General features: G+C 70.1%; 15 protein-coding genes. 4 read left to right on the top strand and 11 right to left on the bottom strand.

Annotation, left to right across the window (positions count from 1 at the left end):
* Positions 1–41: 41 nt before the first annotated feature.
* Positions 42–254 carry a hypothetical protein gene (locus AC0L6F_RS08725; RefSeq protein WP_473537559.1) on the bottom strand — a complete coding sequence of 71 codons (213 nt, stop codon included), beginning with the start codon at positions 252–254 and terminating at the stop codon, positions 42–44.
* A gap of 77 nt (positions 255–331) precedes the next feature.
* On the opposite strand from AC0L6F_RS08725, the gene AC0L6F_RS08720 reads away from it, so the two are divergent.
* Positions 332–1,192, top strand: a complete 861-nt coding sequence (locus tag AC0L6F_RS08720) for a LysR family transcriptional regulator (protein WP_473537558.1) — start codon at positions 332–334, stop codon at positions 1,190–1,192.
* On the opposite strand, the gene AC0L6F_RS08715 is transcribed toward AC0L6F_RS08720, so the two are convergent.
* Positions 1,092–1,730, bottom strand: a complete 639-nt coding sequence (locus AC0L6F_RS08715; protein ID WP_274636167.1) for a GNAT family N-acetyltransferase — start codon at positions 1,728–1,730, stop codon at positions 1,092–1,094. The genes AC0L6F_RS08720 and AC0L6F_RS08715 overlap by 101 nt on opposite strands.
* Before the next feature lie 125 nt (positions 1,731–1,855).
* On the opposite strand from AC0L6F_RS08715, the gene AC0L6F_RS08710 reads away from it, so the two are divergent.
* From AC0L6F_RS08710 to AC0L6F_RS08700, 3 genes are all read left to right on the top strand, one after another.
* The gene (locus AC0L6F_RS08710) at positions 1,856–3,055 is read left to right on the top strand and encodes an MFS transporter (RefSeq protein WP_473537555.1); all 1,200 of its coding nucleotides are present in this window, start codon (positions 1,856–1,858) and stop codon (positions 3,053–3,055) included.
* A gap of 102 nt (positions 3,056–3,157) precedes the next feature.
* A complete protein-coding gene (locus tag AC0L6F_RS08705; protein WP_473537554.1) occupies positions 3,158–5,080 on the top strand; it encodes an FAD-dependent monooxygenase in 1,923 nt (640 codons plus the stop codon).
* Between the two features lie 8 nt (positions 5,081–5,088).
* Positions 5,089–5,577 carry a MarR family winged helix-turn-helix transcriptional regulator gene (locus AC0L6F_RS08700; RefSeq protein ID WP_473537552.1) on the top strand — a complete coding sequence of 163 codons (489 nt, stop codon included), beginning with the start codon at positions 5,089–5,091 and terminating at the stop codon, positions 5,575–5,577.
* Between the two features lie 217 nt (positions 5,578–5,794).
* On the opposite strand, the gene AC0L6F_RS08695 is transcribed toward AC0L6F_RS08700, so the two are convergent.
* From AC0L6F_RS08695 to AC0L6F_RS08655, 9 genes are all read right to left on the bottom strand, one after another.
* Positions 5,795–6,961: an acyl-CoA dehydrogenase family protein gene (locus tag AC0L6F_RS08695; RefSeq protein WP_473537551.1), complete on the bottom strand. Its 1,167-nt coding sequence runs from the start codon at positions 6,959–6,961 to the stop codon at positions 5,795–5,797.
* A 100-nt stretch (positions 6,962–7,061) separates the two neighbouring features.
* On the bottom strand, positions 7,062–7,880 hold the full coding sequence (locus tag AC0L6F_RS08690) for a PaaX family transcriptional regulator (protein WP_473537550.1): 819 nt from the start codon (positions 7,878–7,880) through the stop codon (positions 7,062–7,064).
* Positions 7,881–7,910: 30 nt separating this feature from the next.
* A complete protein-coding gene (locus AC0L6F_RS08685; protein WP_473537549.1) occupies positions 7,911–9,119 on the bottom strand; it encodes a multidrug effflux MFS transporter in 1,209 nt (402 codons plus the stop codon).
* Complete coding sequence (locus AC0L6F_RS08680) at positions 9,116–9,970, bottom strand: ABC transporter ATP-binding protein (RefSeq protein ID WP_473537547.1); 855 nt, start codon at positions 9,968–9,970, stop codon at positions 9,116–9,118. The genes AC0L6F_RS08685 and AC0L6F_RS08680 overlap by 4 nt, the downstream gene beginning before the upstream one ends.
* Entirely contained in the window at positions 9,960–10,736 is a 777-nt protein-coding gene (locus tag AC0L6F_RS08675; RefSeq protein WP_274636159.1) for an ABC transporter permease, read from the bottom strand. Before AC0L6F_RS08675 ends, AC0L6F_RS08680 begins: the two co-directional genes overlap by 11 nt.
* Positions 10,733–11,581 carry an ABC transporter permease gene (locus AC0L6F_RS08670; protein WP_473537546.1) on the bottom strand — a complete coding sequence of 283 codons (849 nt, stop codon included), beginning with the start codon at positions 11,579–11,581 and terminating at the stop codon, positions 10,733–10,735. Before AC0L6F_RS08670 ends, AC0L6F_RS08675 begins: the two co-directional genes overlap by 4 nt.
* Complete coding sequence (gene menE, locus AC0L6F_RS08665; RefSeq protein WP_473537545.1) at positions 11,578–13,128, bottom strand: o-succinylbenzoate--CoA ligase; 1,551 nt, start codon at positions 13,126–13,128, stop codon at positions 11,578–11,580. Before menE ends, AC0L6F_RS08670 begins: the two co-directional genes overlap by 4 nt.
* A gap of 72 nt (positions 13,129–13,200) precedes the next feature.
* A complete protein-coding gene (locus AC0L6F_RS08660) occupies positions 13,201–14,187 on the bottom strand; it encodes an ABC transporter substrate-binding protein (protein ID WP_473537543.1) in 987 nt (328 codons plus the stop codon).
* A gap of 134 nt (positions 14,188–14,321) precedes the next feature.
* Positions 14,322–14,774, bottom strand: a complete 453-nt coding sequence (locus AC0L6F_RS08655; protein ID WP_259612839.1) for a MaoC family dehydratase — start codon at positions 14,772–14,774, stop codon at positions 14,322–14,324.
* Between the last annotated feature and the right edge of the window lie 53 nt (positions 14,775–14,827).

Raw genomic sequence — 14,827 nt, 5'->3', positions numbered from 1 at the left:
TGTTCTTCATGTTCGTACCTCCAGATGAGTGATGTCGTGCCTCAGCCCCGGGCCGGCAATCGCCACCAGCGGGCGGGCCGCTGAGACCGTCCCGCCTCCGGGTGGCCTTCTGTGTGTCGACGGGGCTCGCGAGCGAGCGCGAGCAGACGGCGATGTTCGGCATCGCGCAGCACGTCGGCCTGCTTCGCCTGCGCGAGTTCGGATGCGAGCAAGGAATACAAGGTCATTCGGGTGCTCTCCTCCGGTGTGCGCATCCCTCAGCCTCCCGGTGCACGTACGCTGGGCGTGGGATCGATCGAGGAACGTGATCGATCCTCTGGAGGGGTGAATGATGACGGCTCTCGACATCACCGCTCTGCGGAGTCTGATCGCGGTCGCTTCGCTGGCCGGCGTCCGTCGCGCGGCCGAGACCTTGCACCTTTCCCAGTCGGCCGTGAGCGCACATCTGCGCCGGCTCGAGGATGATCTCGGCTTTCCTATCGTCTTCCGCCAGGGCCGATCCATCGCCTTCACCGCGCGCGGGGAGGATCTTCTGCGGGAGGCCTACAGTCTGGTCGCAGCCCACGACGCCGCATTGGCGCGTCTTCGCAGTACGGACGAGAACGACATTGTGGTCGCATCGACCGAGCACGCGTCGGCACCGATGCTGGAGGGGGTCGCGCACGTCCTTCGCGAAGAGTTCCCTTCGCGCGGCGTTCGCTATGAGTTCCACCGGACCGCACGGCTGCGCGAGTTCGTGCACCGTCGCGCTGTCACGGTCGCGATCGGGTTCGGCGATCTGGGACGCGGCGTCGAACACGTCGCGGACGTGCCTCTGCAGTGGGTCGGGTCGGAGCGGGTCTCGCCCCACCCGCGGCGGCTGGTGGTGTTCGCACGCCCCTGTGTCATCCGTGACCGCATGCTGTCGGTGGCCACCGACACTCCGATCGAACGGGAATGCATCGATCTCGCAAGCCTGCTGGGCGCAGTGCGCGCGGGAGTCGGCATCACCGCCCTCCCCTCGCGCGCACATCTCGCGCCGGGCCTGCGCCCGCTGGAGGGGCTTCCGTCGCTGGGCACCGTTCCATTGACGCTTGTAGCCGGTTCAGAGCTCACCGATCGTGCCCGTGACAGGGTTCGTCGCCGGCTGCGCGCGGTGTGGGCCGACAGCGATGCATCCGCTGACGCCACACCGGTCCGAGGGGTCGCGTGATCTGCAAGAAGGCGGGTCGGCTCGCTGGCTCGGCCTGGCCCAACGTGGTGGCGTAGATCAACCGGTCCTCGCCGTACATGTCCGCGTGCTTTTCGAGTCGCAACCCGATTCGCTCGGCCACCCGTCTGGAACTGTCGTTCGCAGGATTGATGACGGCTATGACGCGGTCTGCCCGGAACACATCGCGCGCCGCGTCACGGCAGGCGGCGGCCGCTTCGGTCGCGTAGCCGCAACCCTGGTGGGCGGGAAGCAACTGGTAGCCGACCTCGATCTCCTCGACGCCGTCGACGACTTGGACGGTCAGCCCGCACTCGCCCAGGAACTCCCCGGTGGACTTCAGGGTCACGATCCACAGTCCGAATCCCCGGTTGCGGTAGAGCCCGCGATTCCAGGCGATCCAGCGCTCGGCCTCATCCCGTGTCTTGGGTCTCGGGTAGTAGCGCATGACTTCCTCGTCACCCAGCAGCACCGCGATGTCGTCCAGGTCGTCATCGGTCATCTCGCGCAGCTCGAGTCGATCGGTCGCCAGAACGCTCACGAGCTCAGGGTATCCGGAGTCGTGCCCTGCATGCCTTGAGCAGGAGACGGGCGGCGGGCGGCCGCCGCATCCGATGTCACTATCGAGATAGTGAAACGGATCGAACGCGCGTAGCCTTGCCGATCATGCCCGAACGCACTGCGCGCATCCGCTCCCTCGCCCTGCTGACGGTGGTCATCGTGCTGTCCGCGACGATGCTGCGGGGGCCGATCCTGGCCGTCGCGCCGGTCGCACTCGACATCGGCGACGACCTCGGCGTGGGGGCCGGGGTAGTCGGGCTGCTGACCACCATCCCGGTCCTCTGCTTCGCCGTCTGCGCGCCGCTGGCGATCGCGATCATCCGCCGGGCCGGCGCCGACGTCGCGCTCACCGTGACGGTGATCGGGGTCATCCTCGGCAGCATCCTGCGCTCGTCCGGCGGCATCGGCACCGCGCTGGCGGGCACCGCCGTGATGGGCGCGTTCGTCACCATCGGCAACGTCGTGCTGCCGATCGTGATCGCCCGCGAGTACAGCGCCCGGCGGGCGCACACCATGACCGGGGTGTACACCTCGGCGCTGAACGTGGGCACACTCGCCGTGACCCTGGGCACCGCCCCGCTGGCCGATGCGGTGGGCTGGCGCTGGGCGATCGTGGCGTGGTCCATGTTCGGCGTCGCCGCCCTCGCCACGTGGATCCCGCTGCGCGGTCTGCGCGCCGCGTTCGTGCCGCACCCCGGCCCGCGCCCGGACATCGACGCCCCGCGCGTGTCGGTGCTGCGCCACGCGCCCACCTGGATCCTGGCTGCGGCGTTCGCGGGGCAGGCGTTCGCCTTCTACGCGATCACCGCCTGGCTGCCGACGCTCATGGCCGGTCAGGGCTACTCGCACACCGACGCGGGCGTCATCGCCTCGGTCTTCCAGGTCGCGGGGGTCGCCGGATGCCTCATCCTGCCGGTGATCACGCTGCGCACCTCGATCCGGGTCGGGGTGCTGTGCGTGGGCATCGGGTGGCTGGCGATCCCTCTCGGCTTCCTGCTGGCCCCCGGCGGATGGCTGGCCTGGTGCCTCATCGGCGGATTCGCGCAGGGCGCCGGCATCACGATCGTGTTCATCATGATCAACGCGTTCGGCGACGACGAGCACACCACGGCCGGCCGCTCCGGGATCGTGCAGGGCATCGGCTACGCGGTCGCCGCGACCGGTCCGCTGCTGCTGGGCCTGCTGCACGAGCTGACGGGTGCCTGGGTGCTGCCGCTGATCGTGGAGCTCGTCGCCGTGCTGCTCTTCCTCGTCCCCGGCCTGATCGTGACCGTCTCGCTGCGTCGCGCCGCCCGGACCGGGTGAGGAGCGGAGCCGACGTTCCGGGTTCCCGGACTAGAATCGTTGGGGTACTGACGATATAGTGGAGGCGATCCCGCTTCCGGGGCGCTGATCGAAGGAGATCGCATGCAGTTCTATCGCGACGGCTACCGTCCGGGCGACCCGGGCCTCGAGCCGGCCTCGCCGCAGGCGATCGCCCGCAGCCGTGACATCCCGCCGACCGTGGACGTGCTGATCGTCGGCACCGGCCCCGCCGGATCGGTGCTGGCCGCGCAGCTGGCGGCGTTCCCCGACATCGACACGCGCATCGTCGAGCGGCGGGGCGGCCCGCTGGAGAAGGGGCAGGCCGACGGCGTCGCCTGCCGCACGGTCGAGATGTTCCAGGCGTTCGGCCTGGCCGAAGCGCTCGTGCGCGAGGCGTACTGGGTGAACGAGGTGCGGTTCTGGGGGCCCTCCGCAGCCGACCGCTCGCGGATCGAGCGCACCGGATGGGTGGAGGACACCCCCGCCGGCCTCAGCGAGTTCCCGCACGTGATCGTCAACCAGGCGCGGATGCAGCAGTTCCTGCTCGATCACGCGGCCCGGTCGTCCAGCCGGCTCGAGCCGGACTACGGCATCGAGTTCGTCACGCTCACGGTCGGCGACGGCGAGTATCCGGTCGAGGTGACCCTGCGCCGCACCGGCGACGATGCGGCGGGGGAGGGCGCCGGCGAGGAGTTCACCGTCCGGGCGAAGTACGTCGTCGGCTGCGACGGCGCGCGCAGCAACGTGCGCCGGGCGATCGGCCAGCACCTGCGCGGCGACGCCGCCAACCACGCGTGGGGCGTCATGGACGTGCTGGCGACCACCGACTTCCCGGACTGGCGCACCAAGAACGTCATCCAGTCGGACGGCAAGGGCAGCCTGCTGATGATCCCGCGCGAGGGCGGGAACATGGTGCGGTGCTACGTCGACCTCGGCGAGGTGACCGCTGGTGACGCGGCGATCCGCGACACCACTGCCGCGCAGATCGCAGATGTGGCCCGCGGCATCCTGCATCCCTACACATTCGAGCTGAAGTCCGTGGTGTGGTCGTCGGTGTACGAGGTCGGCCAGCGGCTGACCGACAGATTCGACGACGTGCCGGCAGGTGACGCCACAGGCCGCCTGCCGCACGTCTTCATCGCGGGGGATGCGTGCCACACCCACTCGGCCAAGGCCGGGCAGGGCATGAACGTGTCGATGCAGGACGCCTTCAACCTCGGGTGGAAGCTGGCCGCGGTGCTGCAGGGGCGGTCGGATGCCGCGCTCCTGCACACCTACTCCGCCGAGCGCCAGACCGTGGCCGAGGACCTCATCGAGTTCGACCGGTTCTGGTCGGCGTTCGTCGCCCAGCCCACCGTCGACCCGCAGCATCCCGAGCGCGGCGGGGTCACCAGCGAGCAGATGCAGGCCGAGTTCACCCGGCAGGGCCGCTACACCGCGGGCCTGGCCACCACCTACACCCCGTCGACCCTGACCGGCGGCCCGGAGCACCAGCACCTGGCCGCCGGCTTCGAGATCGGCACACGGTTCCACTCCGCGCCGGTGGTGCGCGTCGCCGACGCCAAGCGGGCCGAGCTCGGGCACGCGCACCGCGCCGACGGGCGGTGGCGCGTCTACGTGTTCGACGACGAGAGCGGGCGCGGCCTGATCGAGACCGCCGAGTGGCTGGGCGCGGCATCCGACTCGCCCGTGGTGCGGTTCACCCCCGACGGTGCCGACATCGACAGCGTGATCGACGTGCACGGCGTGTTCCGGCGCGGGCACCACGACGTCGACCTCGGGCAGGTGCCGGCGCTGCTGCTGCCGCGCTCCGGTCCGCTCGGCCTGCAGGACTGGGAGAAGGCGTGGGCCGTCGACCCCGACCGCGACATCTTCGCCGCCCGCGGCATCGACCGGGCCGGCGCGGTGGTCGTGGTCCGGCCCGACCAGTACGTCGCGCACGTGCTCCCGCTGGCCGACCACGCCGGGCTGGCCGCGTTCTTCGCCGGGTTCCTCGTGGAGCCCGATCGATCGGCACGGGGATGATGGATGCTGTGACCGCAGCATCCGTCCCCTCCGAGCTCGACGCCGCCGACGGGGCCTCCGGGGCCTCCGGCGCCGACGAGCCCGAGCCGCAGCGGCACCTCGGATACCTGATCCGGCGCGCGCAGCAGCTGCACGTCGCGGCCTGGGGGCGGATCGTCTCGCCGGAGATCTCCAGCGTGCAGTACACGGTGCTCGTGGTGCTCGACCGATACGGCGAGGCCAGTCAGCGGGAGCTGTGCGACCAGGCCGATCTGGACCGGTCCACGATCGCCGACCTGGTGGCGCGGATGGAGCGGCGCGGACTCATCGTCCGGCGCCGCTCGGCCGCCGATGCCCGCCGCAACGTCGTCTCGCTCACGCCCCACGGCGCCGCCGAGCGCCGGCGCCTGGCGCCCCTCGTCGCCCAGGTGCAGGTCGAGCTGGCCGCCGGAATGCCCGCCGAACAGGTCGCTCGCCTGCGCGCCGACCTGAAGACGCTGCTCGCCCGCCCCTCCTGACCCGCCGCCCCGCGGCATCCTGCCCCGCCGCCCCGCGGCATCCTGCTCCGCCGCCCCATTCTCCCCAACCGCGTCGGTGACCCGTCAGAACCGGTCGGAATGTCTGCGAGAATTCCGACCACTTCTGACGAGTCACAGAAGGGCGGGGAGGGAGGGGGATGCCGCGGGCCGGGATGCCGGCGGGAGGGGATGCCGGAGGGGCGGGATACCGCGTGGGTCAGGGGCGGGTGAGCCTGCGCCCGATGATCTCCTTCATGATCTCGGTCGTGCCGCCGAAGATGGTGGCCACGCGGGAGTCGAGATAGTCCTGCGCGACCGCGTACTCGGTCATGAACCCGTACCCGCCGTGCAGCTGGACGGCGCGCTGGATCACGCGCTGATGCAGCTCGGTGACCCACCACTTGGCCATCGCCGCGGTGACCTCGTCCAGTTCGTGGTTCGAGGCATCCAGGATGCAGCGATCGACGAACACCTGCGTGACCTCGATCTCGGTGGCAAGCTCGGCGAGGTAGAAGCGGTTCGCCTGGAACGAGGCGATCGACTGCCCGAACGCGTGCCGCTCGATGGAATACGCTAGCGCCTGGTCGAAGGTCGCCCGCATCCGCGCCATCGAGGTCACCGCGATGTTCAGGCGCTCCTGCGGGAGGTTGTGGCGCAGCTGCGCCCAGCCGCCGCCCTCGACGCCCAGAAGGGCCGAGCGCGGCACCCGCACCTCGTCGAAGAACAGCTCGGCGGTGTCCTGCGCCTTCAGCCCCACCTTCTTGAGCGGGCCGCTGCGGGAGAAGCCCGGCAGGTCGGTCTCCACGCAGAGCAGGCTGATCCCGCCGCGGCCGGCATCGGGATCGGTCCGCGCCGCGACGATCACGACGTCGGCGAGCATGCCGGTCGAGATGAAGGTCTTCGCTCCGGTGAGCACGAAGTGGTCGCCCTCGGGGCGGGCCGTGGTCGTGATCGCGGCGAGATCCGACCCGGTGCCGGGCTCGGTCAGGGCGATCGCCCCCACCGTGTCGCCGGCGATCATCGGCGCCAGCCAGCGCTCGTTCTGCTCGTCCGTGCCCAGCGCCACCAGGTACGGCGCGATCAGGTCGTTGAACCCGGTGATCGACATCCCGACCGCGGTGGCGCCGACGCGCGCGAGCTCCTCGATGAGGATGGCGTTGTACCGGAAGTCGTCGACGCCGCCGCCGCCGAAGCGCCCGGGTGCGGAGATGCCGAGCAGCCCGAGCTCGGCGGCTTCGCGGAACAGGCCTCGATCGACGCGACCCGCCTCCGCCCACTCGTCGAGGTGCGGGACGACGTGACGCTCGACGAACGAGCGGACGGTCTCGCGGAAGTCGTCATGAGACTCGTCGAAGATGGTGCGCGCAAGCGAAACCGAGGCCATGCTCTCTCCTTCTGCCGGTCCTCGCCGTGGGCGCTTCCCGGAACATTCGACACTCTGTGTGCATCTGTATGAAAAGTGTAGACGATCTGGCGTCGGGGAGCTAGACCGGTTCGGCGAGCAGGTCCTGCCGCGCCCGCTCGTGCCACTCGGCGTAGCGCGTGCGGTAGAGGCGGGAAGCGGTCTCGGCCGGCCAGTCCTCGGGGAGGAACTCGACGGGCAGTCGCGGATCGTGCCGCAGCACGTGCAGCAGGTGATTCGTCATGAGGATCTCGCTGCTCGCCGGATGGGCCCGCCCGACGTCTGCCCAGCGATCGAGGAAGCGCTCGTATCGGATGGCGACGGCGTCGAGGTCGAAGGCCTGTGCCACGACGACCTCGGGGGTCGTCGGAGGGGACGGCACCCCCCGCATCACGATGATGTGCTCGGCCAGGTCGAGGCCGTCCAGCACCCGGTCGAGATCCACGTCGTGGGGCGATATCCACAGCCCGGCACGGACCGCTCCGAATCCCGCCCGGCTGAGTCGCGTGCGCAGGTCATGGCGCTGCCTCTGGAACGACTCCGGCATGGAGAACGCGAGCGAGGTCCATGAGCCGTCCCAGCTGCGGTTCACCGGATCGCGTTCCCAGACCAGACGGCGACCGTCCTCGACGATGCCCCGCGCCTCCGGCGTGAGCGCGAACAGCGTCCGGCGCCCGTCGACGCGTCGGAAGACGAGCCCGCGCCGGACCATCCGGGCCAGGGTCGCCCGGGTCGCCGGCTCGCCGTGGCCGGCATCGGCCAGGACGTCCACGATCGACCGGGAGGAGAGCCAGCCTTCCGCGTCGGGGAAGTAGATGCCCAGCAGGTTGAGGATCAGGTTCTGCGGGCGCGCGCGCGGCTCGCTCTCGGCGACGGGCGGCAGGGGGACGGAACGGGCCATGGGGGCATCCTACGGAGGCGGTGGCGCGCGTCAGCGCACGGGTCGCGCCGGCGCCCGACCGGCGATGGATGCCGCGACCAGGCCGATCACCGGGCAGAGCGTCATGAGGACGGTGGCGGGCAGGGCGGTGCCGGTCCCCGCGATGCCGCCCAAGGGGGATGCGATCGCACCCAGGACGAACTGGATGAAGCCGATCAGCGCCGAGCCGGTGCCCGCCGTGGCGCCGGCGGCGCCGACGGCCAGCGCCGATGCGGTCGACATCATCGTGCCGCACCCGATGCAGAACGCGACGACCAGCGGCACGTAGCCGACGAGGGTGAGCGTGTGCGTCAGGGCCAGCATCGCGGCGATGACCGCCGCGCCGAGTGCGAGCAGCTGCCCGAACCGCAGCGCCCCGGCCGGCGTCCACCGTGACGCGAGCCGTCCGCTCATCCAAGCGCCCAGCATCACGGCGACCGATGTGGCGGTGAATGTGAAGCCGTAGCCGAGAGGGGTGACACCGAGGACGTCCTGCACGATGAACGACGACGACCCGATGTAGCTCATCAGGCCGGCATAGGAGATCCCGAACGCGACCGCCCATCCGGCGAACCGCCGGTCGCGCAGCAGCCGGCCCATCGCGCGGCCGATCGCGTGCGGCGTGGCCGGGTGGCGACGTTCGGGCGGAAGGCTCTCGGGGATCGCGAGGATCGCCGTCAGCAGCATCCCGGTCGCCAGCACCGCCAGGCCCAGCAGCGCCGTCCGCCAGCCGCCGAGCTGGGTGAGCAGCGCGCCCAGGGGGCTGGCGACGGCCGGTCCCAGCGCGGTCATGATCCACAGTCGGCTGAACGCGCGCACCGCCTCTTCGGGGGCGCTGAGGTCGGCGACCACCGCACGCGCCAGGACCGAGCCGGCCGCGCCGGCGAAGCCCTGCACGCCGCGCACGACGATCAGCATCCCGATCACGGGGCTGGCGACGGCCAGGAAGCAGCAGGCCGTGAACACGGCGAGGGCGACGATCAGCGTGCGCCGGCGGCCGAAGACGTCCGAGACCGATCCGATCGCCAGCTGGCCGAGCGCCGAGCCGATCAGGAACGCCGTCAGGGTCAGCTGCACCACCGACGCCGGCGCGCCGAGATCGTCGGCGATGTCGGGGAACGCCGGAAGGTAGAGATCGGTCGACAGCGAGCCCGCCATCGAGAGGTAGCCGAGCGCGCCCGTGAGCCGGACGCCGAGCCGCCGCCCGGCGGTCTCGGTCATGAGGCGGCCGCGTGGGTGCCGGCCCCCCTCTTGGCCAGCTGGATCTGCTCGTACACGAAGTGCCGCAGCTCGGTGAACCGGGGCAGCGAGCGGGTCTCGAGCTGGTCGCGCTCCGGGCCGAGGTCCACGACGAGGTCCTGCTGCACCACCGTCGGCGAGCTCGACAGCATGACCACGCGCTCGCCGAGGTACACCGACTCGTCGATGTCGTGCGTGACGAACAGGATGGAGATGCCCAGCGTCTTGCGCACGCGGCGGACGAGGTCCTCCAGGTCGGCGCGGGTCTGCGCATCGACGGCCGCGAACGGCTCGTCCATCAGCAGCACCTCGGGCTGGTAGGCGATCGCGCGTGCGATCGCCACGCGCTGCTGCATGCCGCCGGACAGCTGCCACGGGTAGGAGCGGGGGACGTGCGCCAGCCCCACGTTCTCCAGCGCCTCGGCCACCAGGTCCGCGCGCTGGGCCTTCGGCATCCCGGCGTTGCGCAGCGGCAGCTCCACGTTCTCGGCCACCCGCAGCCAGGGGAACAGCGACCGGCCGTACTCCTGGAAGACGACCGCCATGTTCTTCGGCGGGGCCGTGATCTTCTGGCCGCCGAGGACGACCTCGCCCTCGGTGGGGGCCAGCAGCCCCGCGATGCACTTGAGCAGCGTGGTCTTGCCCGAACCCGACGGACCGACAAGGCACGTCAGCTCGTTCTTGCCCAGGTCGAAGGTGAGGTCGCGGACGGCCTCGATGTCGCCGCCGTCGGTGCGATAGACCTTCTTCAGGCCGCGCACCGAGAGCAGGGTGTCTTCGGCCGGCAGCGTCCGTCCACCGGCGATGGTGTCGAGGGGGGTGTCAGGCAGCATTCTCAATGTCCTTCAGTCCGTGGTACCAGCGCAGGAGGCGACGTTCGACGACGCGGAAGATGATCGCGACGGCGTAGCCGATCAGTCCCAGCACGAGGATGCCCGACCACATCTCGGGGATCGCGAACCGTCGCTGGAACTGGATGATCGAGAAGCCGAGGCCGGATGTCGTCGCGAACATCTCGGAGATGACCATGAGGATCAGGCCGATGGGCAGGGCCTGCCGCACGCCGGCGAGGATCTGCGGGGCCGCCGACGGAAGGATCTGGTAGCGCACCCGATTGAATCCGTGGATGCCGTAGGAACGGCTGGTCTCGTTCTGCACCGGGTCGGCGGCCCGCACGCCCTCGATCGTGTTCAGCAGCACCGGCCAGACGCTGGCCAGCGCGATGAGGAAGATCTTCTCGGCATCGGTGGGCCCGAACAGCAGGAGCAGCGCGGGGATCAGCGCGGGCGCCGGCAGGGCACGGAAGAACTCGAACACCGGCTCGGTGATCGAGCGCAGCGTGCGGTTCAGGCCGATCAGGATGCCCAGCAGGATGCCGACCACGATCGCCGCGATCACGCCCAGTGAGAATCGGCCCAGGCTCGGCAGCACGTCCTCCCAGAACGCCGGGCCGAACCAGACCCGGAAGAACGTGGTCACCAGCTCACCGGGCGTGGGGACGAAGAAGTTCGTCGAGACGGCCGTGGCCAGCCACCACAGGAGGATGAGGATGATCGGCAGTCCGAGGGTGAACGCGATGCCGCTGAGGACCTTCTTCATGCCGGCACCTCCTCGCGCACGGAGTGATGCCAGCTCAGCAGCCGGCGCTCCAGCGCGCGGGCGCCGAAGTTGATCACGACGCCCAGCAGCCCGGTCGCCAGCACCAGCGCGTACATCGTGGAGTAGAGTCCCGCGTTCTGGGCGCTGAGGATCTCGAGCCCCAGCCCTGGCGTGCCGATGATCAGCTCGGCGGTGATCGCCAGGATCAGCGCGACCGCGGCCGCCAGCCGCAGCCCGGTCATCAGGTACGGCAGCGTGGTCGGGAAGACGATGTCCTTGATGCGCTGCCAGGTCGAGAACCCGTAGCTGCGGCCGGTGCTCATCGCCACCTGGTCGACGTCGGCGACCCCGTACAGCACCTGGATGAACACCTGCCAGAAGGCGGCGTACACGATCAGCAGCAGGCTCGACTCGATCCGCACGCCGAACAGCAGCACCGCGAGCGGGATGAGCGCCACCGACGGGATCGGGCGGAGGAACTCGACCGTGGAATGGGTGGCGCGCCGCAGGAACGGCGAAAGCCCGATGACCACGCCGAGCACGCAGGCCAGCACGACGGCGATGAGAAGGCCGAGTGCCCAGGCCAGCATGGTGTCGCCGACGGCGACCCAGAAGTCGGCCAGGGCGGCGATCTGCACGAGCTGGGGGATGACCTCGGTCGGCGGCGGCAGGTATTTGCCGTTGACCAGTCCGCTGCGGGCGGCGATCTCCCAGATCGCGAGGAAGGCCAGGATGCCGGCCAGGCCCAGCAGCGTCTGCTTCGGGCGCATCCGGCGTCGCCGGGATCGCGCCTGGGCGACGGCGACCGTGCGGGTGATGGTCTCGTCGGGCGCGGCGGCCGTCATGGGGTCCTCGCTTCGGACGCGTCGGGCAGGGTGGGGTACGCCCGGCGCAGGTCGGCCTTGCGGATCTTGCCGCTGGCGGTGCGGGGCAGCTCGTCGACGAATACGACGGCCCGGGGGATCTTGTACTTGGCAAGTCGCCCCTGCAGGTGTCCGAGGACATCGTCGGCGGTGAGGTGCGCGGCGTCGTCCCGGGTGGCGACCGCCATCGGGACCTCGCCCCACTTCTCATCCGGCACGCCGATCAGCGCGACCCCGGTGATCTCCGGGATCTGCATGATCACGCCTTCGACCTCGGCGGAGTAGATGTTCTCGCCGCCCGAGATGATCATGTCCTTCAGGCGGTCGGAGATGTAGATGTAGCCGTCCTCGTCGAACGAGCCGAGGTCGCCGGAGCGGAACCAGCCGTCCACGATCGCCTCGGCGGTGGCGTCGGGCCGGTTCCAGTACTCGGAGATGACGTTCGGGCCGCGCACCCAGATCTCGCCGACCTCGCCGGGCGGCAGCGTGCGGCCCTGCTCGTCCACGATCTTCACGTCGGTGAAGAAGTGCTTCAGACCCGACGACCCCATCTTGGCCGTGCTCATCCGCGGCGGCATCGCGGTCGCCCCGGGAGAGGTCTCGGTCATGCCGTAGCCGCAGGAGAAGTGCAGCCCGCGCTCTTCATAGGCCTCCAGCATCCGCTGCGGCATCGTCGACCCGCCGCACGTGAGGTGGCGCAGGCTGGAGATGTCGGTGGTCGCGAAGTCGGGGTGCTCCTGCAGGAGCTGGAAGGTGGTGGGCACGCCCGAGAGCATCGTGATCTGCTCGTCCTGGACGGTGTGCAGCACGGCACCGGGCTCGAACTTCTCGTGCAGGATGACGGTGCCGCCCTGCAGCAGGACCGGCAGCGCCCCCATGCTGAGGGATGCCACGTGGAACATCGGCGAGATCAGCAGCACGCGTTCGTCCGCGCTGATGCCGTAGTCCACGAGCGCGTTGAAGCAGTTCCAGGTGAGGTTGCCGTGGGTGAGCACGGCGCCCTTCGGGTACCCGGTGGTGCCCGACGTGTAGAGGATCATCGCGGGGTCGTCGAGCGTGACCATCAGGTCGAGGCGGTCGGTGGATCCGGATGCCACGAGGGTCTCGTAGTCCTCGACGCCGGGCAGCGGCATCCCGCCCACCTGGATGCGGCGGCGGGCGCCCGTGGACCATGTCCCGGCGCGCGCGAGCTCGTGCAGGTCGGCGTGGAAGATGAGGGTGGATGCCCCCGAGTTGTCGACGGCGAATTCGATCTCGGGCGGGGCCAGGCGCGTGTTCAGCGGCACGAAGATCGCGCCGAGCGCCGCGGTGGCGAACAGCGCCTCGAGGAAGGACGGGTGGTTGTTGCCGAGGTACGCGACGCGGTCGCCGCGCTGCACCCCGCGCTCGCTCAGCGCGTTCGCGAGCCGGGTGATGCGCTCGTCGAGTTCGTCGTAGCCGAGGCGCTGGTCGCGGAACGCGATCGCGACGTCTTCGCGCATGCGCTGGGCACGCCGCGCCACCCAGGTGCCGATCCCCTGGTTCTGCATGGCTTCTCCTTCGACGGTGAATGAAGAGGGTGGATGTCCGGCGCCGCCGGGGTGGGCGGCGCCGGACGGGGGTCAGTCGACGATGACCTTGTCGAGGTCGGGCGCCTGCTTGACGAAGCTGTACTTCTGCGCCATCGTGCTGAGGTTCTCGATGACCGAGCGGTCGAGCGTGCCGGTCAGGTGCTCCAGGTGGATGCCCTTCACGACATCCGCCGGCATGCCGGTGAAGGCGACGATCGCCTCATCGTAGTGCGCGGTGTCGTCCATCGCGGCCTTCGTGCTCTCGGTGATCGCGTCGCGGAACGCCTTCACGACCTCGGGGTGGGCATCAGCGTACGCGCCGGACGTGAACGTGACCATCGTGTAGAGGTTGGGGATCGTCCGCATCGGGTCGCCCAGGAACGTCATGCCGTCCTCGGCGAGGGCGGCGGACAGGAACGGCTCGGGGACCCACGCGGCGTCGATGTGCCCCTGCTCCAGCTGCGCCAGCTGGTCGGGGAACGCGATCTCGGTGAACTTCACCGCCTTGGGGTCGCCGCCGTCCGCCTCGACCGAGGCCATCGTGGTCAGGTCGCCCTGGGTGTTCAGCGCGTTGACCGCGACGGTCTTGCCGGCGAGATCCTTCCACGAGTCGATCCCGGACGACTTCTTCACGACGACGCCGGACGGCGCCTTGTCCTCGGGCACCTCGATGCTCGAGTACCCGGCGATGATGTTCATGTCCAGGCCCTGGCTGGAGGCGACCAGCACCGACAGCGGGTTGCCGACGGCGAACTGGATCGACTGGCTCGACACGGCCGGCAGGAGGGCCGCACCGCCCTGGCCGAGCTGGACCTTCACGTCCAGCCCGTGCTTGGCGAAGATGCCGTCGTCGATGCCCATCTGCACGGCGGCGGACGGTGCGATCTTCAGCAGCCCGACGGTGACCGGAGTGAGGTCGCCGCCTGCGGAGGGGGCTCCGCTCTTGTCTCCGCCGCTGAGCGATCCGGACGAGCAGGCGGTGAGGGCGAGTGCGGTGGCGGCGGCCACCGCGAGGGCGGCGAAGCGGGTCTTCTTCATGTCAGCGACTCCTTTGTTACTGCGTGTGATTGCGATTCGGGTGTTCGGGTACGGGATGCCCGTTGCCGGGCCGGTGTTCAGTTGTGGTGTTCCTGCGGCCTGCGGCGGAGCACTGCTCCCCGCCGCACGCAGCGTCAGGCGTAGAACCGGCTGAGCCCTCGGGCCACGACCGCGGGCTTGCTGCCGCCCTCGATCTCGACGGTCTGGTCGACGGCGATCTGGTAGCCGCCGGCGACCTCGGTCACATCGGCGATGACGGCCTTCATCCGGATGCGGGCGCCCACCATCACCGGCGAGACGAACCGCACCTTGTCGAGGCCGTAGTTGACCTTCGTGGTCACGCCCTCGACGTCCAGCAGCTCGGTCCACATCGGGATGGTCAGCGACAGGGTGAGGAACCCGTGGGCGACGGCGCCGCCGAACGGGCCGGTCTTGGCGCGCTCGGGGTCGACGTGGATCCACTGGTGGTCATCGGTGGCGTCGGCGAACGTGTTCACCTGGTCCTGGGTGACCTCGCGCCACTCGGTGTAGCCCAGGTCGCGGCCGACGAGGCCCGGCAGTTCGGCGTAGGGGACGGTGGTGGTCATTTCTCTCCTTGTGTCGGATGGACGCGGGTCGGATGCACGCGGGTCGGATGGAC

The organism is Microbacterium sp. G2-16M (assembly GCF_055809115.1).
The sequence above is the reverse complement of the archived record's forward strand: the minus strand, read 5'-3'. Positions and strand labels throughout refer to the sequence as shown.